18 protein-coding genes, 1 tRNA gene and 3 pseudogenes are annotated in these 25,307 nt (G+C 56.6%); 10 read left to right on the forward strand and 12 right to left on the reverse strand.

The window, feature by feature from the left end; genetic code table 11:
• Positions 1-17: 17 nt before the first annotated feature.
• From CES87_RS11530 to rfbB, 6 genes and pseudogenes are all read right to left on the reverse strand, one after another.
• On the reverse strand, positions 18-1,412 hold the full coding sequence (locus CES87_RS11530; RefSeq protein WP_128606204.1) for a sigma-54 dependent transcriptional regulator: 1,395 nt from the start codon (positions 1,410-1,412) through the stop codon (positions 18-20).
• Positions 1,409-3,216: pseudogene (locus CES87_RS11535) on the reverse strand (ATP-binding protein). Before CES87_RS11535 ends, CES87_RS11530 begins: the two are co-directional and overlap by 4 nt.
• 17 nt (positions 3,217-3,233) lie before the next feature.
• A pseudogene (locus tag CES87_RS11540) lies at positions 3,234-3,464 on the reverse strand (sugar nucleotide-binding protein); the annotation flags it as partial.
• Positions 3,461-4,006 carry a dTDP-4-dehydrorhamnose 3,5-epimerase gene (gene rfbC, locus CES87_RS11545; protein WP_128606206.1) on the reverse strand — a complete coding sequence of 182 codons (546 nt, stop codon included), beginning with the start codon at positions 4,004-4,006 and terminating at the stop codon, positions 3,461-3,463. The gene rfbC and the pseudogene CES87_RS11540, both read right to left, overlap by 4 nt.
• On the reverse strand, positions 4,003-4,878 hold the full coding sequence (rfbA, locus tag CES87_RS11550; RefSeq protein ID WP_128606207.1) for a glucose-1-phosphate thymidylyltransferase RfbA: 876 nt from the start codon (positions 4,876-4,878) through the stop codon (positions 4,003-4,005). Before rfbA ends, rfbC begins: the two co-directional genes overlap by 4 nt.
• Positions 4,875-5,956, reverse strand: a pseudogene (gene rfbB / locus CES87_RS11555) (dTDP-glucose 4,6-dehydratase). The gene rfbA and the pseudogene rfbB overlap by 4 nt, the downstream one beginning before the upstream one ends.
• 165 nt (positions 5,957-6,121) lie before the next feature.
• Here rfbB and CES87_RS11560 point away from each other — a divergent pair.
• The 9 genes from CES87_RS11560 (at position 6,122) to CES87_RS11600 (ending at position 16,567) form a co-directional block, all read left to right on the forward strand.
• Positions 6,122-9,034, forward strand: coding sequence for an aminotransferase (locus CES87_RS11560; RefSeq protein ID WP_128606208.1), 2,913 nt, complete (start codon positions 6,122-6,124; stop codon positions 9,032-9,034).
• 283 nt (positions 9,035-9,317) lie between these two features.
• Positions 9,318-10,196, forward strand: coding sequence for an N-carbamoylputrescine amidase (gene aguB / locus CES87_RS11565; RefSeq protein WP_128606209.1), 879 nt, complete (start codon positions 9,318-9,320; stop codon positions 10,194-10,196).
• Positions 10,197-10,201: 5 nt separating this feature from the next.
• Positions 10,202-11,308 (forward strand): agmatine deiminase, encoded by a 1,107-nt coding sequence (gene aguA, locus CES87_RS11570; RefSeq protein ID WP_128606210.1) that lies wholly within the window; start codon positions 10,202-10,204, stop codon positions 11,306-11,308.
• 247 nt (positions 11,309-11,555) lie between these two features.
• A complete protein-coding gene (locus CES87_RS11575) occupies positions 11,556-11,768 on the forward strand; it encodes a hypothetical protein (RefSeq protein ID WP_128606211.1) in 213 nt (70 codons plus the stop codon).
• A gap of 323 nt (positions 11,769-12,091) precedes the next feature.
• Positions 12,092-12,763, forward strand: a complete 672-nt coding sequence (locus CES87_RS11580; protein ID WP_128606212.1) for a DsbA family protein — start codon at positions 12,092-12,094, stop codon at positions 12,761-12,763.
• A gap of 257 nt (positions 12,764-13,020) precedes the next feature.
• The gene (locus CES87_RS11585; RefSeq protein WP_128606213.1) at positions 13,021-14,307 is read left to right on the forward strand and encodes an OprD family porin; all 1,287 of its coding nucleotides are present in this window, start codon (positions 13,021-13,023) and stop codon (positions 14,305-14,307) included.
• A gap of 635 nt (positions 14,308-14,942) precedes the next feature.
• Positions 14,943-15,161, forward strand: a complete 219-nt coding sequence (locus CES87_RS11590; protein ID WP_056852134.1) for a 4-oxalocrotonate tautomerase family protein — start codon at positions 14,943-14,945, stop codon at positions 15,159-15,161.
• Complete coding sequence (locus CES87_RS11595) at positions 15,158-15,814, forward strand: DsbA family oxidoreductase (protein WP_128606214.1); 657 nt, start codon at positions 15,158-15,160, stop codon at positions 15,812-15,814. The genes CES87_RS11590 and CES87_RS11595 overlap by 4 nt, the downstream gene beginning before the upstream one ends.
• A gap of 42 nt (positions 15,815-15,856) precedes the next feature.
• The gene (locus CES87_RS11600; protein WP_128606215.1) at positions 15,857-16,567 is read left to right on the forward strand and encodes an SDR family NAD(P)-dependent oxidoreductase; all 711 of its coding nucleotides are present in this window, start codon (positions 15,857-15,859) and stop codon (positions 16,565-16,567) included.
• Between the two features lie 294 nt (positions 16,568-16,861).
• On the opposite strand, the gene CES87_RS11605 is transcribed toward CES87_RS11600, so the two are convergent.
• The 5 genes from CES87_RS11605 to CES87_RS11625 all read right to left on the reverse strand — a co-directional run bounded on the left by CES87_RS11605 (position 16,862) and on the right by CES87_RS11625 (position 24,045).
• On the reverse strand, positions 16,862-17,770 hold the full coding sequence (locus CES87_RS11605; protein WP_128606216.1) for a DMT family transporter: 909 nt from the start codon (positions 17,768-17,770) through the stop codon (positions 16,862-16,864).
• Between the two features lie 42 nt (positions 17,771-17,812).
• Complete coding sequence (locus tag CES87_RS11610; protein ID WP_128606217.1) at positions 17,813-21,355, reverse strand: amino acid adenylation domain-containing protein; 3,543 nt, start codon at positions 21,353-21,355, stop codon at positions 17,813-17,815.
• A gap of 36 nt (positions 21,356-21,391) precedes the next feature.
• A complete protein-coding gene (locus tag CES87_RS11615) occupies positions 21,392-22,702 on the reverse strand; it encodes an aspartate aminotransferase family protein (protein WP_128606218.1) in 1,311 nt (436 codons plus the stop codon).
• A 93-nt stretch (positions 22,703-22,795) separates the two neighbouring features.
• Positions 22,796-23,092: a hypothetical protein gene (locus CES87_RS11620; RefSeq protein WP_128606219.1), complete on the reverse strand. Its 297-nt coding sequence runs from the start codon at positions 23,090-23,092 to the stop codon at positions 22,796-22,798.
• A 5-nt stretch (positions 23,093-23,097) separates the two neighbouring features.
• Complete coding sequence (locus CES87_RS11625; RefSeq protein ID WP_128606220.1) at positions 23,098-24,045, reverse strand: iron-containing redox enzyme family protein; 948 nt, start codon at positions 24,043-24,045, stop codon at positions 23,098-23,100.
• 641 nt (positions 24,046-24,686) lie between these two features.
• Between CES87_RS11625 and CES87_RS11630 the strand changes: the two genes are divergently transcribed.
• On the forward strand, positions 24,687-24,920 hold the full coding sequence (locus CES87_RS11630; RefSeq protein WP_256590866.1) for a hypothetical protein: 234 nt from the start codon (positions 24,687-24,689) through the stop codon (positions 24,918-24,920).
• 116 nt (positions 24,921-25,036) lie between these two features.
• Here CES87_RS11630 and CES87_RS11635 read toward each other — a convergent pair.
• Positions 25,037-25,112: transfer RNA gene (locus CES87_RS11635), tRNA-Thr, on the reverse strand.
• Positions 25,113-25,307: the final 195 nt, after the last annotated feature.

Genomic DNA, 25,307 nt, shown 5'->3' on the forward strand with positions numbered 1-25,307 from the left:
GATAATTGGACGGTGTCTCAATCGAGCTCGTCGGTGTGGCCGGCGGCACCACTGTCGGCGAAGCTCAAGCCGTGTTTGCGCAGTTTGTCATGCAAGGTCTTGCGCGGAATGCCGAGGGCTTCGGCGACGCTGCGCACCGAGCTGTGCGAGCGCGCCAGCTCGGCGGCGATCAGGGTTTTTTCGAAGTTTTCCACCTGCTCGCTCAACCCGCCACTGACCACTTCAACCACGGTGCCGGCGGCGCCCCGCGACTCGCTGTTGTCCAACGCCAGTTCCAGGCCGAGGGCGAAGCGTTCAGCGGCGTTTTGCAGTTCGCGTACGTTGCCGGGCCAGGTGTGGCGCAGCAGCAGGGCGCGTTGGCCCGGTTGCAATTCATGGGGCGGCAAGCCGTGGCGGGCGCTGGCCTCATCTGCAAAATGCTGGAACAGCACCAGCGCATCTTCACCTCGCTCGCGCAACGGTGGAATGCGCAGCGGCGCGACGTTCAGGCGGTAATACAAGTCGGCGCGGAAACGCCCCTGATCGGCCGACTGCCTCAGGTCTTCCTTGGTGGCGGCGATGATGCGGATGTCCAGCGGGATCAGTTGATTGCCACCCAGGCGTTCGACCACCCGCTCTTGCAGCAAGCGCAGCAATTTCACCTGCACATCCAGGCTCATGCTTTCGATTTCATCGAGGAACAACGTGCCGCCGTTGGCGAATTCGAACTTGCCGATACGCCGTTTCTGCGCACCCGTGAAAGCGCCCGGCTCATGACCGAACAGCTCGCTTTCGACCACCGACTCGGCCAGCGCCCCAGCGTTGATCGCCACGAACGGACCGTTTCTGCGGCTCGACAAATCATGCAGCGCCCGGGCCACCACTTCTTTACCGGCGCCGGTTTCACCGAGGATCAGCACGTCGGCCTTGGTCGCCGCCAAGGCGCCGATTTGCTCGCGCAGGCGCAGCATCGATGGCGATTGTCCAACCAGACGGGTACTCAACTCATTGCGATCGCTCAGGGCCAGACGCAGGCTGCGGTTATCCAGCACCAATCTGCGCAAGGCCAGGGCGCGGCGCACGCTGTCGAGCAGAGCGTCGCTGGCGAAGGGTTTTTCCAGAAAGTCATAGGCCCCGGCGCGCATGGCTTGCACCGCCAGCGGCACGTCGCCGTGACCGGTGATTAGCAGTACCGGCAGCTCCGGGTCCTGATCGTGGAGTTCCGTCAGTAATTCGAGACCGTCCATGCCGGGCATGCGGATGTCGCTGACCACCACGCCCGGCCAGTCTCGCTCCAGTTGCCCGGCCAGGCCCTTTGCCTCGGCCAGCGGCAGGATTTTCAGGCCGGCCAGATCGAGGGTCTGGCTCAGGGCTTGGCGAAGGTGGGGATCGTCGTCGATCAACACGACCTGGATGCGATTGTCGATGGTCATGCACTTCGGTCCTCGGACGGTTGCAGGCTTACACCTGGTGCGCCTGCGCGCAGTTTCAGCGTAATTAGGGCGCCGCCCTCCTTGTGGTTGGCGAACGACAGTTCACCCCGAAGGCGCGCATCAGGGTCTCGCAGATCGCCAGCCCCAATCCAAGCCCCTGAGTGCGGGTCTTGGTGGTGTAGAAAGGCTCGCTCGCGCGGCCAAGAGCCTCCATGCAGAAACCGGGGCCGTTGTCGCGAATGTACAGGTTGACGCCATCGGCGGTGGATTGGGCACTCAGCCAGAGCCTGCGCGGCGGCCCTTTTTCAGTCAGGGCGTCCAGGGCGTTGGCCAGCAGATTGCCGAGCACCTGACGCAGGCGGGTTTCCCCTGCCTCGACCCACAACGTTGCGGCGGGCAAATCGCGGATCAGCTCGACTTCCATACTGCGCCGACGCTTGGCCAGCAAGGCCAGGGCGTCGTCGAGCGCCGGTTGCAGAGCGACGCTTTCCGGGGCGTGGCGGTCGCGTCGGGCAAATGCGCGCAAGTGGGCGATGATCGAGGCCATGCGGCCGGTCAGTTCACTGATCAGCTTGAGGTTGCCACGGGCATCGTCGGTGCGCTGGTGGTCGAGCAACACTTCGGCGTTTTCCGCGTAGCTGCGGATGGCAGCCAGCGGTTGGTTGAGTTCGTGGCTGATGCTCGCCGACATTGTCCCCAGCGCCGACAGTTTACCGGCCTGCACCAGATCATCTTGAGCCCGCACCAACTCTTGCTGGGCCTGCTCACGCTCGAGCACTTCCTGTTTGAGTCGACGGTTGAGGCCTTCCAGATCGCTGGTACGCTCGGCGACCCGGGCTTCCAGTTCGCGCCGGGCCTTGGCTTCGAAGGCGATCCGCTCCAGGTAATGGCGGCGGCGTTGCATCATCAGGCCGAGCAACAGCATCAACACCAACAACGTCGCGCCACCGATGGCGACCACCGTGCGCACCGGGCGGTCGATCAGAGTGCGCGGGGCGAGGATGCTGACATTCCAGCCGGTTTCGGCGATGGCCTGGGTCTGGGTCAGCCAGGCATTGGGGTTGAGCTTCAATGGCTTCGGATCGCGGGTCGGATAGGGCTGAATCGCGCTGATAGCCTTGCGCTCTTCCTCACCCAACGGGCGGGTCGAGCGAAAGCGCCATTCAGGCCGCGAAGTGAGAATGACCACACCGTTTTGATCAGTCAGCAGCAGTTGTTCCGGGGTTTTGCCCCAAAGGCTTTCGGTGTGGTCGAGGTCGACCTTGACCACCAGCACGCCAGTGATTTTCTCGCCGTTACGCACGGCAGCGGCGAAGAAGTAACCTCGCTTGGCGGACGTGGTACCGAGTCCGAAAAAACGTCCGAGCCGACCGGCCATGGCTTCGCTGAAATACGGGCGAAACGAAAAATTGCGCCCGACAAAACTGTCGTGCTTGTCCCAGTTGGAAGTTGCCAAAGTCTTACCCGTGGTGTCCATCAGGTAAATGACTTCGGCGCCGGTCTGGGCGCTGATGTTTTTCAACAAGCGGTTGGCGTTGCCTTGGGTGACGCTATCGTCCGGCGCGCCAAGCACGGCGCGAAGGGCCGGAAGATCACCGAGGATCTGCGGCAGCACTTCATAACGGTGCAGGGTGCCGAGCAGGTTGGCGACATAGAGGTCCAGGGTCTGGCGGTTCTGCCCGGCCAGCTCGCTGCGGTAGTAGCGCTCGGCCAGATGCTCCAATGGCCACAGCAACGGCGCCAGGCACAGCGCGAGCAGGGCCAGGCTGCGCCAGCGGGGTCTGCGGGGGAGGGTCGGGGTCATGAGCATCGAGCGCCTGTGGCCTGTTCCCGCTCCTGCGCTGCCTGATTGACTGCTGTATAGGCAGCGGCATTGATGATCAGGTCGGGGCGTAGCCGTTGCACCTGTTGGCCAGTCTGCGCCGGTTGCGTCAGGTCGAGTTGATCGCGACCGCGGACGATCAGCCCGCCAAGTCGTTTCAGGCGGCGCTGTAACTCACGCGAGACCTGACCGTGTTGGCCGCAGATAAGTGATTTCGGCGAAAGGCTCATGGGAAAAAATCGGCTTCTTGCCAGTGCTTACCCTGCTGATCCTTTTCCGACAGCAGTGGCGCCTGTTGCAGCTGCCAGTCGATGGCAAGTGTCGAGTCGTCCCAGCAAATGCATCGTTCAGCGTCGGGAGCGTAGTAATCGGTGGTTTTGTACTGCACTTCGGCGAAATCACTTAGCACAACGAAACCGTGGGCGAAGCCTTCAGGAACCCAGAGCTGACGATGATCCTGTGCCGATAACCGTACACTTGCCCAACGCCCGAAGTTGGGTGAGCTGCGACGCAGGTCTACTGTTACATCGAGTACTTCACCCGACGTCACCCGAATGAGTTTCCCCTGAGGGTGTTCAAGTTGATAGTGCAGGCCGCGCAGTACACCTTTTTGCGAGCGTGAATGGTTGTCCTGAACAAACATCGTTTGCACACCGGTGGCTTTTTCGAATGCCCAGGCATTGAAACTTTCATAAAAAAAGCCACGAGCGTCACCGAATACCTTGGGTTCGAGGATCAGAACCCCAGGCAAAGCAGTGGTCGTGACTTTCATCGTCCCTCTCCGGCAACCTGGTACAGGTATTCGCCATAGCCGGTCTTGCCAAAATACTGGGCACGCTCAAGCAGATACTCCCGGCTGATCCAGCCATTCATATAGGCGATTTCTTCGAGGCAGGCCACCTTCAACCCCTGACGATGCTCAATGGTCTGCACGTATTGCGAGGCTTCGATCAAGCTGTCGTGAGTACCGGTGTCAAGCCAGGCGAAACCTCGAGTGAAGCACTCGACTTGAAGCTCCCCACGTTGCAGATAGACATTGTTGATATCAGTGATTTCCAACTCGCCACGGGGCGAAGGCTTGACTGTTTTGGCGATCCTTACGACGTCATTGTCGTAGAAATACAGTCCAGTAACTGCGTAATTGGATTTTGGGTGATTCGGTTTTTCCTCTATCGAAATCGCGCGCCTGTCGGCGTCAAATTCGATGACACCAAAGCGCTCCGGGTCCTTGACCCGGTAGCCGAAGACCGTCGCACCGCTGGTTTGCTTTGCTACCCTTTGCAGCTGGGTACCGAAATGCTGGCCGTGGAAAACGTTATCGCCCAGGATCAGACACACAGAGTCACTGCCAATGAACTCTTCGCCAATTAGGAACGCCTGGGCCAAGCCATCGGGAGACGGTTGTTCGGCGTAACTGATGCTCATCCCGAACTGGCTACCATCACGCAGCAGATTGCGGTACTGCGGAAGATCTTGAGGCGTCGAAATCAGCAGGATGTCCTTGATACCCGCCAGCATTAGTACCGAGATCGGGTAGTAGATCATCGGTTTGTCGTAGACCGGCAGCAACTGTTTGGATACGCCGAGTGTGATCGGGTGAAGGCGTGTGCCGGAGCCGCCTGCCAAAACGATTCCTTTCATCATGCGATGAGGTCCTTGCTGTCTGTGAGGCCCAGTCGTTCCCCTGATAGCTGCCATCCTGAACATGACGGCACCACTCCAGGTTATCGAGATACCACTGAACGGTTTTGCGCAGTCCGGTCTCGAAAGTCTCTTCAGGTACCCAACTCAGTTCGCGCTCTATTTTGCTTGCATCGATCGCGTAGCGCAGGTCATGACCGGGACGATCGGGAACGAAGGTGACCAGGTCGACGAAGTGGGCAACACCATCAGGCTTGTGTGGCGCCAGTTCTTCAAGGAGGGTGCAGATGCCACGAACTACATCGATATTCTTTTGTTCATTGTGTCCGCCAATGTTGTAGGACTCACCAACCACGCCTTCGGTGACTACCTTGAGCAAGGCACGAGCATGATCCTCGACAAACAGCCAATCACGCACTTGCAGGCCGTTGCCATAAATGGGCAGAGGCTTGCCAGCCAAAGCGTTGAGGATGGTCAATGGGATCAGCTTTTCCGGAAAATGAAAGGGACCGTAATTATTCGAACAGTTGGTCTGTATCACCGGCAGACCATAAGTGCGGTACCAGGCACTGACCAGGTGGTCAGACGCAGCCTTGCTGGCCGAATACGGAGAGCTGGGTGCATAAGGCGTGGTTTCTGTGAACAGATCATCTGCGCCGTGGAGGTCTCCGTAGACCTCGTCGGTGGAAATGTGATGAAACCGGAAGGCGCTTTTTTCAGGTACAGACAGGGTTAGCCAATACGCGCGCGTTGCTTCCAACAGGCTGTAGGTGCCGACGATGTTGGTCCGAATGAAATCCGCCGGACCGTCGATGGAGCGGTCGACATGGGACTCTGCCGCCAGGTGCATGATTGCCTGAGGTGCGAATCGTGCCAGTACTTTGCTGACCAAGGTCTGATCAACAACATCCGCCTGTACGAATTCATAACGGATATTCGTGGCAATGCTGCTCAGCGATTCAAGATTGCCAGCGTAGGTCAGTTTGTCCAGGTTGAGCACCTCATGATCGGTGTGCTGGATCAAATGACGAATCAAGGCCGAACCTATGAAGCCGGCACCACCGGTGATGAGAATGCGCATGGAAGGGGCCTGTCGCGGTTGTGAATGCAAAGAGCATAACGGTTTGCACGGTTTGATGCCGCCCCGTCCTGCCCCCGGTTGGTCAGGGACAACCCTGCTGGGGGTTGCGTATCGTCCCGAGCGATGGCGATATAGGCGCCTAATAAAATTTCAGGGGTTTGTTTCATGCCGCTCGCCACGTTGATTCATCGCGCCAGTTTGCCCAGCCCGCAAGTCTCTGCGGAGCAAGCACTTGAGCTGTTGCAGGGACATTACGGGCTTGGCGGCAGGTTGCAGGCCCTGGGCAGTCAGCAGGATTTGAACTATCGCGTCGACAGCGACCAAGGCCGTTTCGTCCTGAAAATCTGCCGGGGCGATTATTCGGCGCTGGAGTTGCAAGCCCAGCATGCCGGGCTCAAGCATTTGGGCGAACATCCCGATGTGCACGTACCGCGAGTGATCCCCGCGAAAAACGGTGCGGATCTGCTGTCCCTGGAAGTCGGCGGCCAAGCGGTGCATGTGCGCCTACTGGATTACATCGAGGGGCAGTCCCTGACGCACCTCGATCATTTCAACCGTACGGTAGTGGCCGGTTTCGGTCGCCTGTGTGGCGAGATGGACCTGGCGCTGGCGGAATTCGATCATCCGGGGCTGGAGCGCACGTTGCAGTGGGACGCGCGTCATGCCCAGGCACTGATAGCGCATCTGCTGCCGGTCATTGAGGATGACGCCCAGCGCAAACTGATCGCCGAAGCGGCGGAGCAAGCCGAGCGCCATTTGCAACCCTTGGTGGACAAGTTGCCGATCCAGGCCATCCACATGGACATCACCGACGATAACGTGGTGTGGCAGCGCGATCCGCAGCGCCAATGGCAATTGCAAGGCGTGATCGATTTCGGCGACCTGATCCGTACCTGGCGCATCACCGATCTGTCGGTGACGTGCGCCGCATTACTGCACCACGCCGATGGCGATCCATTCTGCATTTTGCCGGCGGTGCAGGCCTATCACGCGGTCAATCCATTGCAGCATGAGGAACTGCTGGCGCTGTGGCCGCTGATTGTTGCCCGTGCGGCTGTATTGGTGCTTTGCGGTGAGCAACAGGTCAGCATCGATCCGGGCAACGCGTACAGCCGCGACAACCTGACCCATGAGTGGGAGATTTTCCGCGTTGCGACCTCCGTGCCGTTGGCGCTGATGGAAGCCGCGATCCTGACGGCGGTTGGGCAGAATCTGCCGGACATTGTCAGCGAAGGTTTTGCGCCGCTGTTGCCGAGCCTGGTGGGGCGTGAATTTGCCTTGATCGATCTGGGTGTGCTCAGCCCGCACTTCGACGCCGGTAACTGGGAACAGGAGGGCATTGATCAGCGCCTGCTTAATGAAGCCGCAGGCGCCCACGGTCTGGCGGCAAGTCGTTACGGGCAATACCGTTTGTCCCGTACCCGACCGGACAGCGCCAACGAACCGGACACTTGCCCGTTGCACGTCGAGTTGCGTGTGCCCGATGGCACGGCAGTCGAGGCGCCGTTTGCCGGGGTGATGCATCAGCCGTTACCGGGTGTGTTGCAACTGGATGGCCCGCAACTGAGCGTGCGTCTGTGGGGCGTAACGTCATCGCTGCATGCCGGTGCCGCGCTGGTCAAAGGCCAGGTGTTGGGGGCCGTCAGCGGACCGCTGATCGTGCAACTGTGCAGGGGGGCATCGTTCACCGCGCCACTGTTCTGCACGCCGACCCGCGCGGCCGCGTGGCAAGCGTTGTGCCCGTCACCGGCGGCGTTGCTGGGGCTGGCCTGTGATGCTGAAGAAGAACTCGACTCGACAACCCTGCTGGCCCGTCGCGACGCCAGTTTCGCCCGCACGCAAAAACACTATTACATCGACCCGCCGCGCATCGAGCGTGGCTGGCGCAACCACCTGATCGATATGCAGGGCCGCTCCTACCTCGACATGCTCAACAACGTCGCGGTGCTCGGTCACGGTCATCCGCGCATGGCTGCGGTCGCCAGCCGACAGTGGTCGCTGCTCAACACCAACTCGCGATTCAACTACGCCGCAGTCGCCGAGTTCTCCGAGCGATTGCTGAAGCTGGCGCCGGACTCCATGGATCGCGTATTTCTGGTCAACAGCGGCAGTGAGGCCAATGACCTGGCGATCCGTCTGGCATGGGCCTACAGCGGCGGGCGCGACATGATCAGCGTGTTGGAGGCGTATCACGGCTGGACGGTGGGCGCGGATGCGGTGTCGACCTCGATTGCCGACAACCCGAAGGCCTTGAGCAGCCGCCCGGACTGGGTGCATCCGGTCATTGCGCCGAACACCTATCGTGGTGAATTCCGTGGCCCGGACAGCGCGCCGGACTATGTGCGTAGCGTCGAACACAACCTGGCGAAAGTCGCCGAACAAAAACGTCAACTGGCCGGTTTCATCTGCGAGCCGGTGTACGGCAATGCCGGCGGTATCTCGCTGCCGCCAGGCTATCTAAAGCAGGTTTATGCCTTGGTGCGGGCCCAGGGCGGCGTGTGCATTGCCGACGAAGTGCAGGTCGGTTACGGGCGCATGGGCCATTTCTTCTGGGGCTTTGAAGAGCAGGGCGTGGTACCGGACATCATCACCATGGCCAAGGGCATGGGCAACGGCCAGCCACTGGGCGCGGTGATCACCCGCCGGGAAATCGCCGAAGCGCTGGAGGCCGAGGGTTATTTCTTCTCGTCGGCCGGCGGCAGTCCTGTCAGTTGCCAGGTTGGCATGGCGGTACTGGATGTGATGGAAGAAGAGAAGCTTTGGGAAAATGCCCAGGTCGTTGGCGGCTATTTCAAGGAACGACTGGAAGCGCTGATCGATATTCATCCATTAGTGGGCGCGGTGCATGGTTCCGGCTTCTATCTGGGCGTGGAATTGATCCGCAACCGCGAAACCCTGGAGCCGGCGACCGAAGAAACCACGGCGCTGTGCGATCGCTTGCGCGACCTGGGCATCTTCATGCAGCCGACCGGCGATTACCTGAACGTCCTCAAGATCAAACCGCCGATGGTGACATCGCGCCAGAGCGTGGATTTCTTTGTGGACATGCTTTCGAAGGTGTTGGGCGAGGATCTTTGACCCTCGTTTGATCGTTCCCATGCTCTGCGTGGGAATGCCTCGTCGGACGCTCTGCGTCCGCTCTTTGGGACGCGGAGCGTCCCTGGCTGCATTCCCACGCGGAGCGTGGGAACGATCAGAGTAAAGTGGACTAAAGTGGATTATTATCGGGTTTAAGTGCGAAATTTAAGACGAAAGGCAAAGTAATCGCTTTAAAAGCCGATTTTTATCGGATATAAAGTCGCCAATGCCAGGGTGTGGATAAGCCATGCCCGACCGTCAAGCACTTGCCCGGAGATGATCCATGAGCCGTATCGTTACCGTCGCCGCCACCCAGATGGCCTGTTCCTGGGACCTTGAAGGCAACATCGAGGTCGCTGAAAGACTGGTCCGTGAAGCCGCCGCCAAAGGCGCGCAGATCATCCTGATCCAGGAATTGTTCGAAGCGCCGTACTTCTGCCAGAAACCGAACCCGGATTACCTGCAACTGGCCACGACGGTCGAAGACAACGTCGCCATCAAGCATTTCCAGAAAGTCGCCAAGGAACTGCAAGTGGTGCTGCCGATCAGCTTCTACGAGCTGGCCGGACGCGCGCGTTTCAACAGCATCGCGATCATCGATGCCGACGGCAGCAACCTCGGGATTTATCGGAAAAGCCACATCCCGGACGGCCCTGGCTACCACGAGAAGTATTACTTCAACCCGGGCGATACCGGCTTCAAGGTGTGGAATACCCGTTACGCGAAAATCGGCGTGGGCATCTGCTGGGACCAGTGGTTCCCTGAGGCCGCGCGCAGCATGGCGCTGCAAGGTGCGGAAATCCTGTTCTACCCGACCGCCATCGGCAGCGAGCCACACGACAAGACCATTTCGTCCCGTGATCACTGGCAACGCGTGCAACAAGGCCACGCTGGCGCTAACCTGATGCCGCTGATCGCCAGTAACCGCATCGGCAACGAAGAACAAGACGGCTACGACATTACCTTTTATGGTTCGTCGTTCATCGCCAACCAGTTCGGCGAGAAGGTGCAGGAACTCAACGAAACCGAAGAAGGCATTCTGGTTCACACCTTCGACCTCGACCAACTGGAACACATCCGTAGCGCGTGGGGCTCGTTCCGTGACCGTCGTCCGAACCTGTACGGCGCGCTGAAAACCCTCGACGGAACCCTGGAGTCCTGATCGACATGACCACATTGAATAGCACCCCTCGCGCAGACGGCTTTTACATGCCGGCCGAGTGGGCAACCCAGACCCAGACCTGGATGATCTGGCCCGAGCGCCCGGACAACTGGCGCCTGGGCGGCAAACCGGCGCAAGCCGCGCACGTGGCGGTGGCCAAGGCCATTGCGCGTTTCGAACCGGTCACTGTGGCGGTATCCGCCGGCCAGTACGAAAACGCCTGTGCCCGCCTGGACGTACCGAATATCCGCGTAGTGGAGATGTCCAGCGACGACGCCTGGGTCCGGGACACCGGCCCGACTTTCGTCATCAACAACAGCGGCGAAGTCCGTGGCGTGAACTGGGATTTCAACTCCTGGGGCGGTTTCGACGGTGGCCTGTACTCGCCGTGGAACCGTGATTCGCAAGTCGGCGGCAAGATCCTCGAGATCGAGCGCAGCCCGCGCTATCGCACCGAGGGCTTCGTGCTCGAAGGCGGTTCGATTCACGTGGATGGTGAAGGCACGCTGATCACTACCGAAGAATGCCTGCTGAACCGCAATCGCAATCCGCACATGAGCCGTGCAGAAATCGAAGCGATGCTCAGCGCCAACCTAGCTGTGGATAAGATCATCTGGCTTCCTGACGGCCTGTTCAATGACGAGACCGATGGTCACGTGGATAACTTCTGCTGCTACGTGCGTCCGGGCGAAGTGCTGCTGGCGTGGACCGACGACCCGCAGGACCCGAACTACCCGCGCTGCCAGGCGGCGATGACAGTGCTGCACAGCAGCACCGACGCCAAGGGACGCCCTTTTACGGTGCACAAGATGCCGATTCCGGGGCCGCTGTACGCGACCGAGGAAGAATGCGCCGGTGTCGATCCGGTGGATGGCACCCAGGAGCGCAATCCATCGGTGCGCCTTGCCGGCTCCTATGTGAACTTCTTGATCGTCAATGGCGGCATCATCGCCCCGAGTTTCGACGACCCGCTGGATGGCCCTGCCAAAGAGATTCTGCAGGCGCTCTTCCCGCAGCACGAAGTGGTAATGGTGCCTGGCCGCGAACTGTTACTGGGCGGCGGTAACATTCACTGCCTTACCCAACAGCAGCCAGCGCCGCACAAGGATTGAGTGAGCTCGTAACAGCTTGAGTTGATTGCGAAAAAAATTCAGGCAAACGTTTTCGCTCGTTGCCTTGCACAGAGCCCGCAGTCCTTGAGGATTGCGGGCTTTTTTGCATCCGCTGGTCGACTATTCAGACACGTTGGCATAGCTCTTGTATCGGTCAGTGTGCAAATCAGGGAGGGGGAGAACTTAGTTGTTCTGTCATAAACCTTGGATAAGTTAGGCCGCTCACAAACCAGGAGAGAGCGCTGAAATGAACGCCGAAGTGAATGTGGTGAGCGAGCGGGCGTTGCATCCCCTGGCGGTAAATGGCGAATCGCTCCAGCTCTTGGCGCACTGGTTCAAGTCCAATGGAACGCGTCCGATCAGCGAGACTGATCCGCGCCGGACGATGATCGAGCGCTACCCCGCTGGTTTATTGAGCGAAGCGGAGCTGGATGCGTTGTGGGATGTGATGGAAGGATAAGAAGAAAAACAACGGATTGATCAACAAAAGCGCTGCCGGGATGGCAGCGCTTTTTTTATGGACGATGGTTTTTATGGAGGCGAAACCCCTGTAGGAGCTGGCTTGCCAGCGAAGAGGCCATCACATTCAACATAGATGCAGGATGAAAAATCGCCTTGGCTTGGGCGAGTCCATCCAATTACAGGAGTAGGTCCCGGTCAGGCCGGTTACCAGCTCATTCGACCGATTCACGAAACAGACTGAATGCAATTACGGCGTTTTTCTGGATTGAGCACGGTTCTAATCTGTCGGCATCCAGTTATCTGATCCTGCCGGAGCTTTTCATGATTCTTCATTATATCTACGACCCGTTGTGCGGCTGGTGTTACGGCGCAGAACCGCTGGTGCGGGCCGCTCAGGCGGTGTTGCCAGTGATCGCCCATGGCGGTGGCATGATGAGCGGCGCCAATCGACAAAGCGTCACGCCACAACTGCGTGATTACGTTATGCCCCACGACCGACGTATTGCCGAGTACACCGCCCAGCCGTTCGGCATGGCGTATTTCGAAGGATTGTTGCGTGACCACACGGCAGTGTTCGACTCGGTACCACCCATTACTGCTGTGCTGGCCGCCGAGCAAATGGCCGGGCGCGGGCTGGAGTTGCTGGGACGTTTGCAGTCTGCTCATTACGTGGAAGGGCGACGCATCGCCGACGAAGCGGTCCTGTTTGAACTCGCCCACGGCATCGGTCTGCAACCTCAGGCCTTCGAAACCGCGTTCAACGCCGTCGACACTGAGGCTCATATAAAGGACAGCCGAGCACTCCTGAGCAAAATCGGGGGCCAGGGTTTCCCCACATTTGCCCTGGAGCATAGTGGCCGATTCACCCTGATCGACATCGGCCCGTGGCTTGGCAAGCCGCGAGATTTTGCGGTGTGGTTAAGTCAGTCGACATCTACTCAAACCTCACCTGCTACCGTTCCAACCTGTGGGCTTGATGGCTGCATCAATTGAATATTCCTGCCACGTAAAGCGTTTTTTTAGATGGTTTTCGCCTAATCGCAGACGATTCATGAAATTGACACATCGTCAGGGGCGTGGCTACGATTCGGCCAACGCCTGTGGCAGACCGCCATGACCCAAAATAATAAAAAGGCCCGCCGCGAGTGATCGTGGGCGGGCCTTTTTGTTTTCGGAATGAAAAAAGAGCGCGACAGTGCCGTTTCAGCCGTTCGACACAGCGCGTTTCAACCCGTAATAAGGAAAACAAAATGTTGAACAAGCGAATCAGCCTGATCGCTCTGGGGATTTTGAGCGCTTCACAGGCCATGGCTAACGACCAGGCCGAATCCAAGGGTTTTGTCGAAGACAGCAGCCTCAAGGTGCTGCTGCGTAACGCCTACATGAACCGTGATTTCAAAGACGGCAACGCCGATAAATCCGAATGGGGCCAAGCCGCCATCGGCACGTTCTCGTCCGGCTTCACCCAAGGCACCATCGGTGTCGGCGTGGATGCCTTCGGTCTGTATGCACTCAATCTTGAGCGCAGCGAAGACCGCAGCGGCGCGCAAGGTATCGACTTCTTCAAAAAAGGTGACAGCGGCCAACCGGCTGACGACCTGGCCAAGGCCGGTGCAGCCGTCAAATTCCGCCTGTCCAGCACAACCCTGACCTATGGCGACCAGATGCCGGCCTTGCCGGTACTGAGCTATGACAACGGGCGTCTGCTGCCGGAAAGCTATACCGGTACTCTGATCACCTCCAAGGAGATTAAGGGTCTGGAGCTGAATGCCGGTCGCTTCACCGCCGAATCGCGTAAAAGCGCTGAAGGCCGTGACAGCGGTGGCCTGAAGTCGATCAACGTGTTGGGCGGTAGCTACCAGTTCACCGAACAATTCAAGGCTGCCTTGTACGCGTCCGACGTCGAAGACGTGCTGAAGAAGCAATACGTGAACGCCAACTACTTGTTCCCGCTCGCCAAGGATCAGTCCCTAACCCTGGACTTCAACGGCTACCGCACCAAGCTGGATGACTCTTATGTCCGCGACGTCGGTGCTACCGGCGACGACAACAAAATCTGGAGCCTGGCAGCTATCTACGCCACCGGCCCGCACTCGTTCACCCTCGGCTATCAGCGCAGCACCGGCGATAGCAACCTGGGCTACCCGTACGGCGGCTACCAGAAAGATCAGAACCGCGTCGGCGACGGTGGCAACACCATCTACCTGGCCAACTCCTACTGGTCCGACTTCAACGCCGAAGACGAACGCAGCTGGCAATTGGGCTACGGCCTGGACTTCAGCACCTTCGGTGTTCCGGGCCTGAGCTACAACTTCGCGTACGTTCGTGGTGACAACATCACCACCTCCACCAGCGAAGGCGGTACCGAGCGCGAAATCTTCAACCAGTTCAAATACGTCGTGCAAAGCGGCCCGGCCAAAGACCTGAGCGTGAAACTGCGCAGCTCGATCTTGCGCGTGTCGCAGAAGTCGAGCGAGTACAACGTCAGCGGTAACGAAGTGCGCGTGTTCGTGGATTACCCGATCAACATTTTCTGATGATGGGTTGAGGTATCGAGGCCTGATGGGAGGCTCAGCACGAAGAAAGCCGCGACAGGTTCGTAATGCTGTTCACATTAGATTGGGGATTGAGTGCGCATAGTTGGATTGGATTGGGTGTAAGCCGATCAAAAGCAACCGCGAGGAGGCTGACAGCCGACCTGATTCTTGCAGACGCCCCCGATCCCTGTGGGAGCTGGCTTGCCAGCGAAGACGGCCTGACAGTCGACTCGATTCTAGTGGATGCCCAGACCTCTGTAGGAGCGAGCCTGCTCGCGAAAAACGTCCAGACAACCCGGTCATTCAGAGCACGCGTTATCGTTGGCGTTCATCGCGAGCGAGCTTGCTCCCACAGAGTTAGGAACGCGTCGCCGCCAGCGACACATCACAGGAACGTGTCGCTGAAACTGGAAAATAGCGACACGTAATAAGGTGGACTACAGGGATTGAGATTGCGTCCTACAGACTAGTTATCGCCCAAGAGGCATACAGGGACTAAATCTTCGTTTGTACCCATTACACCGCGTAACTAATGATGTTCCCGCCCCCACCTTTATCCCCTCCAGCTAACTCCATACATTGAGCTCCAACGCCTCTCCCATCATCCCGACGGGAAGGTCACTGGAGATTCCTCAATGCCTTTCGTAAGCGTACGCATCACCCGCGACGGGGTTACCACTGAGCAGAAAGCTCAGGTGATCGCCGAAATCACTGAAACACTGGAACGCGTCCTCAACAAGCGCCCTGACCTGACCCACATCGTGATCGAGGAAGTCGACACCGATAACTGGGGCTACGCCGGGATCACCACCACTCAATACCGCAAGCAACTGGCGGAAGAGGGGCAGTCATGACGGCGTCGGTGACCATCGATTTCGTCTCCGATGTGGTGTGCCCATGGTGCGCCTTGGGGGCGACCGCCCTGGAGCAGGCGATCGAGAACGTGTCGGGGGAGGTGTCGGTGGCGCTGACTTACAAGCCTTTCGAACTGAACCCGAACATGCCGCCCGAAGGCGAGAAAGCCGTCGAGCACCTGATGCGCAAATACGGGCGCACTGCCGAAGACGTCGCTTCCGGCAAAAAGATGCAGATCGAACGCGGTGCGGCTATCGGCTTCAAGTTCGATCTGGAGAAGCGCAGCCACTTCTACAACACCTTTGACGCTCACCGGTTGTTGCTCTGGGCATTGGAGGAAGGGCGCCAAGTGGCGCTGAAGAAAATCCTGCTTCGCGCTTACTTCAGCGAAGGCCAGAACCCGAGTGATCAGCAGACGCTGGTGCGGTTGGCAGGAGAGGCCGGGCTGGACGAGACCCGTGCACGCCAAGTGTTGGAATCGGGTGCGTTTGCTGAAGAGGTGCGTGAGCTTGAGGAGTTTTACCGCCAGCGCGGCATCAATTCGGTCCCGGCCATGGTGTTGAACGGCCGTCACCTGGTGTCCGGTTCGCAGTCGGTCGAGTACTACGAACAAATGCTGAGACAAATGGCGACGGCCTCCGCCGAAGCCTGATTCATCGAATTTCAAATCCCATTATTGTTAGAGGTATACATCATGAGCAATTCGAAAAAAGTCATCGTAATCACTGGCGCATCCCAAGGTCTGGGCGACGGTATGGTCAAGGCCTTCCGTGAACTCGGCTACCAGATCGTCGCGACCTCGCGTTCGATCAAACCGTCCACCGATCCGGACATCCTCACCGTGGCCGGCGATATCGGCGAACCTGAGACTGCTCAACGCGTGATTCGTGAAGCGATCGCACGTTTCGGCCGTATCGACACCCTGGTCAACAACGCCGGGATTTTCATCGCCAAACCGTTCACCCAGTACACCGCTGAAGACTACGCCAATGTGCTGTCTGTAAACGTCAATGGTTTCTTCTACATCACCCAACTGGCCATCGCCGAGATGGAAAAAAACGGCAGCGGTCACGTCGTCAGCATCACCACCAGCCTGGTCGATCACGCTATCGACGGCGTGCCATCGGTACTGGCTTCGCTGACCAAAGGTGGCCTGAACGCGGCGACCAAATCTCTGGCCATCGAATACGCCAAGCGTGGCATTCGGGTAAACGCAGTGAGCCCAGGCATCATCAAAACCCCAATGCACGGCGAAGAAACCCACGCCGCGCTGGGCGCCCTGCACCCGGTCGGCCACATGGGCGAGATTGAGGACATTGCCAACGCGGTCGTCTACCTGGATGGCGCCAAGTTTGTCACTGGCGAAATCCTGCACGTCGATGGAGGTCAGAGCGCGGGTCACTAAGACCTGGGTTTTCAAACGGCAGAAACAACAAAGCCCTCGTATTGCTACGAGGGCTTTGTTTTGTGCGGTGGGGCACCAAACGAACGATATGTTTAGCGCAAAAAGAGAACGGATTTATTTTCGGATTTTTTTGGTTGGTGAATCGGCTTCGAGGTAGAAGTTCGTCTACGTGATTAGCCTGTGAGGCGATTGGAGGGTTCGGCTGCGCGGTCGTGCGGTAATCCTCTTCCAACCCTGTCGGCGGTTGCATCGGCAAACGTCGACAGGGCTGCTTCGATCATGTCTGCCCTGGCTTCAAACTTTGCTCAGAGATGTCCTTTGGACTTGGCTTCGATCCCCGATCAGACATAACAACAGTGAAAGCACAATCGCGCCGATGCTCACATTCATCCATGGAGTGATCTGCTCATCCAGTAACAATGCTGACCATGCAATCCCCGCTGCCAGTGCTGCGAAACTGGCGAACGAGACATAAATCCCACCTGCCCGGCGCACCAGTTCGAAGAAGGACCAAACTTCAATTGCAGTGACGATCACCAGCAGCGTCACCTCCGGTCCATGTTGCACAAGCTCCTGATAGCCCGTCTCTGACGTTGATGTAGCAAATAACGGCAGTGCCAGCAACGCAGCAAGCACAGACTCATATGCTGCCATGGTGAACACACCCAGGCCTTTCGGCCACGCAGCGGCGACGTACAGGTTGTAAAGCGCATAGCTCACCGGAACCCCAATGGCCGCCACCAACCAAAAACGTGACGATCCCTGCGGAAGCGCCGCGCTGGGTAGCAGGAGCATCATTGCGGCACTAATTCCCAGTGCTGCACACAACAGATGCCAAACCGAAACCGTTGCCAGACGCAACAGAAATCCCAGCATGATGCAAAAAACTGGTGTGCTGGTGACGATCAGTGTAATCAGCGTTGAGTCGATATAAGGAGCCACTACCAGCTCAAGCCAGATCGGAAAGGCGTAGCCGAGTACGCTGCAAATGATCAGGAAGACCCACCACGACGAGCTGATACGCCACGAACTACGACTGACGGCCATCATCGCCAAGAACACAATAGCCACACCGATCAGCGTCGGAAACAGGATCAGATCTGCATGAACCCCGGCGCTGGTGATTTTCTTTACCAGTACAAAATGGAGCCCCCAGGTGCTGCCCATCAGGGCGAGCAGTAGAAAATTGATGTAGCGCGTCAATTTGGTAACTCCTTGTTAAGTGAATCTCTCGGTTCGGCGCCATCAACGCGCGACGGCTTGAGCCTGTGAATATCTGGGGGGTGATCCTGCAATTACGGCGTAGACCATCTGCTCTGGTGTAAGGCCGGGAGGTTCGCCATGCTCCCAGCATTCATGCGAGGCGGTCGTTTCATTAATCGCCAGGTCATCGATACAATCGGAAAGCGACAGCGACTTCACGACTGCGAACACTCTCATCGCCGGGACATCCTGTGGATTCGTCAGAATGTGAGCATTCAATGTTGCAAGCCATGTTGCTGCATTCACCAGCGCCAGATCTCTTACCTGCCGACGCATTGCCGTGTAGATTTCGTCCATGGTGTGGCTCTTGCTGGAGCACAGATGATAGATATTTGCGGCAGTCGTGGGTTGCCTGGCCGGGTTCACTACGGATGAGGCGATCTGACCAGCGATGCGATCCGCCGGACAGACTTCCAACTGCATAGGCGTAATCGGAAATTGACCTATTCGCTGGCAGACACTCAAGAACTGGAAGACATAGTCGTTGCTGGCTTCATCAATGTTCGTGGTGCCACCCCAAAGACGACCGCAGCGATAAATCGTTGCCTTGAGGCCCGACACGCCGATTTGTTCCAGCAACATCTCGATCATCCATTTGCTTTGCAGATAACCGGACGTCACGCTATCCACTTCCGTTATTTTGGTGCCTGGTGAGATTGTCGGGAGTGGTGGGTTGGTATCAAACAAAGCCAGAGAAGAAACGAAATGGAAGCCAGCGTCACTTGCGAGCGCCAGATTGATGAGGTTAAGGCTCCCGAGGACATTGGTCGTCACCAACTTCGAGTAAGGCGACAACATGTTGGTATCGGCGGCGCAATGCACGATATCGCCGATGCTGTGTTGCAGCTTGTGCAGGCACTCCTCATTCAGCCCGAAGTTATCGAGGGTCAGATCGCCAGCGAGGATGTGCAGTCTGTGCAGATCCTCTTTCCTCATGTTGAGCGTTTGCATCAGTTTTCGACGAAGGAATTCAGGTACTCCCGGGAGGGAGTTGCGAACCAGACAGTAAATTGGACGTTGCGTCCTTTTCAGTAGGTCTTTGACGATATGGCGTCCGAGCAGCCCCGTTGCTCCTGTCACAAGAATGCCGTCTTCGATACGACTAGATCGTGTCACGCCGAAACGGAGCAAACCTTTGAGCCGATCAAGCTCTGTGTAGCGCCAGTCGCGGAAGTGTCGAGCACGGTGTTGTGCGACCACGGAGTTACCGATGTCGATTAGTATGGCCCGCACACTCGAGTAGTGGTACAGCGTCGACAGTGGCCATTCTCGACCGCTCTGCCGCTCCAGAAATACGGCTAACCGAACGATTTCCAATGAGTCGGCACCATTCTCTGGAAGACTGGCATCCCAATTCAGTTCACGACCACCCAATATCGAGCGTATACCCACCATGAGCTCGCTTTCTGGCTGCTGGCCGGCCTTGCCGCTATTCTCGATCTCGGCGGTGTCGGTCGCAAGAGTTCGCACCATGTTGTAATCGATCTTTCCGGCAAGGGTGCGTGGTATTTCGTCGAGCAGTACGAAGCTGTTCGGAACCATATAGGACGGAAGATCCAGGCTCAGTTGGTGGCGCAAATCCGCTTGAGTCATCTCGACATCGCGCATCAATTGCACTGCGCACAGTAGCTTGCCGTTGCTACCCGATTCGGTCATGAACACGCAGCAGTCTGACACCTCGGGCAGAGTCCGGACTATCGACTCGATTTCACCCAGACTTATTCTGAAACCTTGGCGCTTCACCACATTGTCCATGCGACCGTGGTATTCCAGTGCTCCGTCGGCGCCGATGCGTCCCAAGTCTCCACTCTTGTAGTAGCGGCGCTGAATTCGATCGCTTTCCACGCGGATGAAAAATTTCTCTTCGGTCATTTCAGGACTGTTTAAATACCCCACGGCTACACCTGGGCTGGATATGCATATCTGTCCTATTCCACCGAGTGGCGCCGGATTGTCAAAGCGATCGAGCAAGACAATTCTGCTCCCGGCAATTGGGCGGCCGATTGAGATATCGTTCTTTGAGTCGTCGGTTGCACTGGGTGGTCGCACGCGTTGGAAGGCTGTGACAACGGTTGTCTCGGTCGGACCGTAAGAATTGATGAGGGTTGGGCGAGGTGAGGGGAGACGGAACCAGGCGTGGATATCTGATTTGTAGAGCGCTTCTCCACCAATGACAATCAGATTAACGCTGGGTGGAAAGTGGAGGTTTTCCGATGTGCAGGCCAGGCTCAGCTCTCGCCAGTACCCGGTCGGCAAGTCAAGGAAGGTGATCCGTTGTTCATGCACGAATTCTAGAAATCTGGCAGGTCGCAAATCAACAGACGAATCGCGGATGATCAAAGTTCCACCGGCCATCAGGCAGGGGTAAATCTCCTCGACAGAGGCGTCAAACGATACAGTAGCAAATTGCAGAACCCTGTCACGGCCAGTGAGATTGAACGAATGTCTGGCGACGCTGGCGTAGTATGAGAGTGATGAGCGAGAAACCATCACCCCCTTGGGCCGACCCGTAGTTCCCGAAGTGAACAGCACGTACCCACAACCCAAGTCGCTTTCGGATTGGGTTTCGGCTATCGAGCGAACCCTTGTTACTACCGCATCGCTACCAATGATCCATCCTACCCTCGCATCCTCAAGCATCATTTTGCTTCGCTCAGCAGGAAGTTCGAGGTCTATTGGAATGTAGATGGCATCCAGCGAAAGCAACGCCAGCGCAGCAACAATAAAACCACTGGAGCGTGGCATGCTCAGCGCAACACGGCTGCCGGCGGTTACCCCATCACGCTTAAGCTCTGCTGCGAGTTTTCGGGCATACATCGATAACTGCCCGTAACTTATAGTCGTGCCAGCATCACAAATGGCTGCTTTTTCTGGATTCCGGCATGCATGGCTCTCGAACGCTTCCAGCACATCTTGATCCACGACGCCGTGCAGTTTGCCCAGCAATTCGGAGTTCGACTGCACAGGTCTTGCAAGCTCCACGAGTTGTTGCGCAGTAACGCATTCGTCACTCTGCAATGCAGTGGCGATAGCGTGCAGCGTGTCGAAGATCTCATGAGCCAGGTTTTTGTCGAGAATCTGTCTGTTGAACAGTAATTCGACCGAAGCTTCTCTGACACACATCTGCAGTCGGGCGGTACCGAACAAGCCCTGGCATTGTTCGGTGTCTGACCAGGCCCGTACCTGCCACGGGGCGGTCTGTGCGCCGGACATGTCGTTCAGGGCTTTTTTGCAGTCAGCGCGAAGCGCACTTGCTGGCGCATGCGGATCCACATTCGGGCAATTAAAATGTCCTGCGTGAGAGACGACGACACTGTTCACCTCTTGCGCCCAGTTGGCGTACCAGCAAGCCGTTATAAGCCAGGCTGTTAGCAGGCAGGCTTCAAAGTCGGCGTCCTTCGTACCCACTGCCCCCGCCCATTCGAGACTGACCGATGCCTCGTTCACTGTCGATCTTTCGTATTCCTCACCTTGCACTTGTTTATTGCGCACCAGATCTGTGTGTTCGATTTCATCGAATGTCATCTCTTATAGTCCTTTATGTTTGAGGCTCAACGACAGTCAGTTCAATGCTTCGAGGATAACCAGGCAGAGATGATCGATCTGCTCTCGGTTGATACACAGTGGAGGGGCGATTTCGATCGTTGGATCGTTACGGGTGTAATACAAGGAGGTGATGACCCCAAGGCTCAATAAGCGCTCCCGAATTACCGCGACTTCTTCCACAGTGGCGGGAGCCGAGGAGTCTGGTGTTTTCAAATGGATGGCCTGGAGCAGACCTATACCGGCGAGACCAGAAACCTTTGGATGGTCTTCAAGCAAACTGTGCAGTTTGCCTTTCAAATAGCCACCCATGGATGAGGCGTTTCCAAGCAACTGCTCGCGTTCTAGAATCCCAATGTTTTCCGATGCCGCCGCGGCCGCGGCTGGACGACCACCGAACGTGGCACCATGGGCAAACATGCTCTCGTCGCCCTGGGCAAAGACCGAAGCGACGCGTTCGCTGACAATCGTTGCCCCAAGGGAGTCGTATCCGCTTGTGAGCCCTTTCGCGCAGACAATGATGTCTGCTTCCAGGCCATAGTGTTCAGCGCCGAACCAACTGCCCAGACGTCCGAATCCGGTAATGACTTCATCCACGATCAGTAAAGCGCCAGTCTCCTCACGCAATCGTTTCAATCCATCAAGATACTGTGTGGTGGGCGTCACCATGCCGTTACTGGTTTCGACCGTTTCAACCAGTACGCCCGCGACATCCTTGCCACGGCCTGGGGTGGCGTTCAGCAAGTCGTAAAAGGGATCGCCGCTGTCTCGCATCGAAGGAATAGTCGCGGTCATGGGTAGGAGTGGACCGAACTCTTCTTTCAAAGCCGCAAACCCGCAAACCGACAGAGCTCCCAAGGTGACACCGTGGTAAGCATGATCGCGAGAAACCAGCCATTTGCGCTGGCTTTCGCCATTCTTGACGGCAAAAGCCCGAGCAATTTTCAACGCGGTCTCTACCGCTTCCGAACCGCTATTGGTGAAGAACACCCGTGCATTGGCTCCGACAACGGGTTCCGCCAGATTCGCCAGTGTCTGAGCCAGCCGGGTGGAGTACGGGTTTGAAAAACTGAACGGAGAGCAAAACGCAAGCGTCTTGGCCGCCTGGCTGGCCGCATCGACAATCGAGTCGCGACCATAACCGACATTCACGCAGTACGCTCCGCTGATGGCATCCATATATCGACGGCCGTGCGCATCCGTTACATAGATCCCATGCGCTGCAATTAAAGATGAAGGGAAAGAAGCGTCCGTATTACCAAGTTGATCGGAAGGAAAAAAGTGAAGCCAAGTATTGTTATGATCAGGCAGAGCCTTTTCTTTAGACATGCAAATTCCTTACGCTTGATAACCAAGCATTAATGTCATCAGGTGTCGGTTGTTGCGCGATTGATCGAAGACCCACCGCGCCGTTATAGACGTTTATTTATAATTTGCGCCGTCGTTTCCGGCGATGACATAGGCTGCAGTAAATGGAGGAAGACGAATCAATTCGCGCTCTGACGAAGTTGTAGCAGTCAAGGGGTCTGTAAGAAAGAGTTTTCCACTCCCCTGAAGATTGATGAGCAGTTCCTGAGCAGAGAAAAGATGTTCGGTCTGGCCGGGAGATATGTGAATTGAAAGTGGAAGGTTTGAGTTTGGCAACTCTGTTGATTCTGCGACCGTGCCGGTCAGTATTTGATGATCAAGTTCCAGGCCAAAAATATCCTGGTAGATCATCAGCTCTACAAAACCGCGTAATATATGGGGGCGGCATCATCACCGAAGCGTTCCAATGCATGGTCTATTAGATTGTCAAGTACCCAGCGACCATGTGCTTGATCGACAGAAGTGTGAACATCAAAATAATGACAGTCGACTTTTCCGCTATAGATTTCGCGAACAGAATCTCCCAGTTGTTTTTGCCACACAATGAAGCAAGCTTCATTGCGGAAAAAAGCACCGAGGTAGCGCAAGAACTTACTTTTGTCGTGGCAGATCTGATAGGTATAAGCCGAAACCAGCATGTTGCTGGTAAGGAAGTGGTCCTGATACGCATCCGGCGTATCGCTCAGTCCAAGATCCAGCATCGTTTTTTCATACAAATGGCTGTGTTTGTCCTCCGGGACGCCATTGCCCATTTCGTCCTGGTAAACCCGCAGCAGATGGGACTGCAAGGTACCAAATGCGCCCGTCGCGTACAGACCCATTGGCGCGCCCTCGATGAGGAATTCAATCGAGAACTGAGTCAGCAAGCTTCTCATCAATGCTTGGCCGTCTGGATTGTTGAGAATGTAAGAAAGCGTAGGATCAAAGTCGCCATTTTTGAGACGAGCGAACTCCTCATCCAACTGGGTGCCGAAAAACGCCTTCAATTGATCTGCCGAAACCGAGAAGTCGACTTTATCCAGTTGTGCATTGACCGGCGCAAATACAACGGCCTCAAGTGTTCTCAACTCATCTAAAGCCTTCTTGCTTTTATCTCGACCATATCGTTCATCGAGATGCTGCTGAATGTTTCCTTCGATTTCCTTGTTCAAGAAGAGCATATCCTGCTCATAGCAACCAATCAGGCGCTTCACATTTTTATTCATGCGAACACCCAGCAGTTCCTCCGTCGCAAGTTTGAGCTTGACAGTTTTCCCATTAGGCAGCGGGTAGGAAAGGCGGATAGCGTTATCCAGCAACTTCATAAAAATCCTTTTATTTTATAGGCGATATTTTCCCTGCGCCCTATATCCGGCGCAAGACTCAAACTTGTTGGCTTTTAAGGTTTACATTCTCAGGTTTCGATCTTCACCGAATTAAATCCCAGTGCGGAGATCGATACGAATAGATTTCTGGCATCTATAAGATGCTGCAGTGCGGAGAAAATAGGTACGGGAGTCCCAACTATAAAGTGCTAGTGGGGTCCGCATTACGATGGGCAAATCAGGGGAGAACGGCGTATGCAGAGAGGCATGGCGGAGCATTGGATTCATTCCATGAAAATAACGTGTCCTTGATTCAAATCATATAGTCGCACAGTTGTAACTGTCAATGTTGAAGCCATGCTAGGGGTGTTTGATATTATGTTCATTCTCAGTTTGGTTTTAAGGGAAGGCAAAGCCCGGACCTTGTAAAAAGCTAATACTTTCACGTGTGTAGGGGGAGGCGACCATTTCAAACGGTAGTAAAATATAATGAACGATAGAGTTGCCGTGCAAATTCCAGAATATCTACGGTGAATATCTGAATCGGTCAAAGGCTGACACGGCGTGCGATCGTTACGAGCTAACTGCTTGCGCGGTTGGTACGCGAGGGATTCCTTGTGCCCGACGGGCGCTCACGCGGCATGATTTATCACCTGCCGGGTGAGCAACTGCCTACGCCGGAGCAAGTGTTCGCAGGTCCGCTACAGAGCTCCGAACATAACGCCGGCAGCTCCGAACATAAGGTCGAGCTGGATATGCAGCGAAACGTTGATGGCTGCTTGTTGAGCGATCATATTGACGCGCCGCTGATCGACGCTTTGGACAGGCTTGATGCAGGGTTTCGAGAAAAGCTCGAAATACGCATGATGCGTTGAAGTAGTTTTGTACCCTTAAAGCAACGTCTATCGGAACGCCAAAACGAAAAAACCCGCCAGAAGGCGGGTTTTTCGGGGGTTTCAGAGATTTTGAAAGCCTTCTCTGGAACCTTGTATGGTGCCGGCACCAGGAATCGAACCCGGGACCTACTGATTACAAGTCAGTTGCTCTACCATCTGAGCTATACCGGCGTGTTGGGCGACGATTATAGCGATTGGATTGGTTCTGTAAACCCCTGAATTCTGACTATTTTTGCGTGGGGCTTTGCCAGGGATCAATAGTGCTTGTCGGTCGTGTCTTTTCGCGCTTTTCAGGCAATTTCCATTAAGGATCACGTGGCGCTGAATACTCGCATTTTCTGTTCTAACAGCCCTTTGGTTCTGCGG

The organism is Pseudomonas sp. ERMR1:02 (assembly GCF_002277815.1).
Taxonomy (GTDB): Bacteria; Pseudomonadota; Gammaproteobacteria; order Pseudomonadales; family Pseudomonadaceae; genus Aquipseudomonas.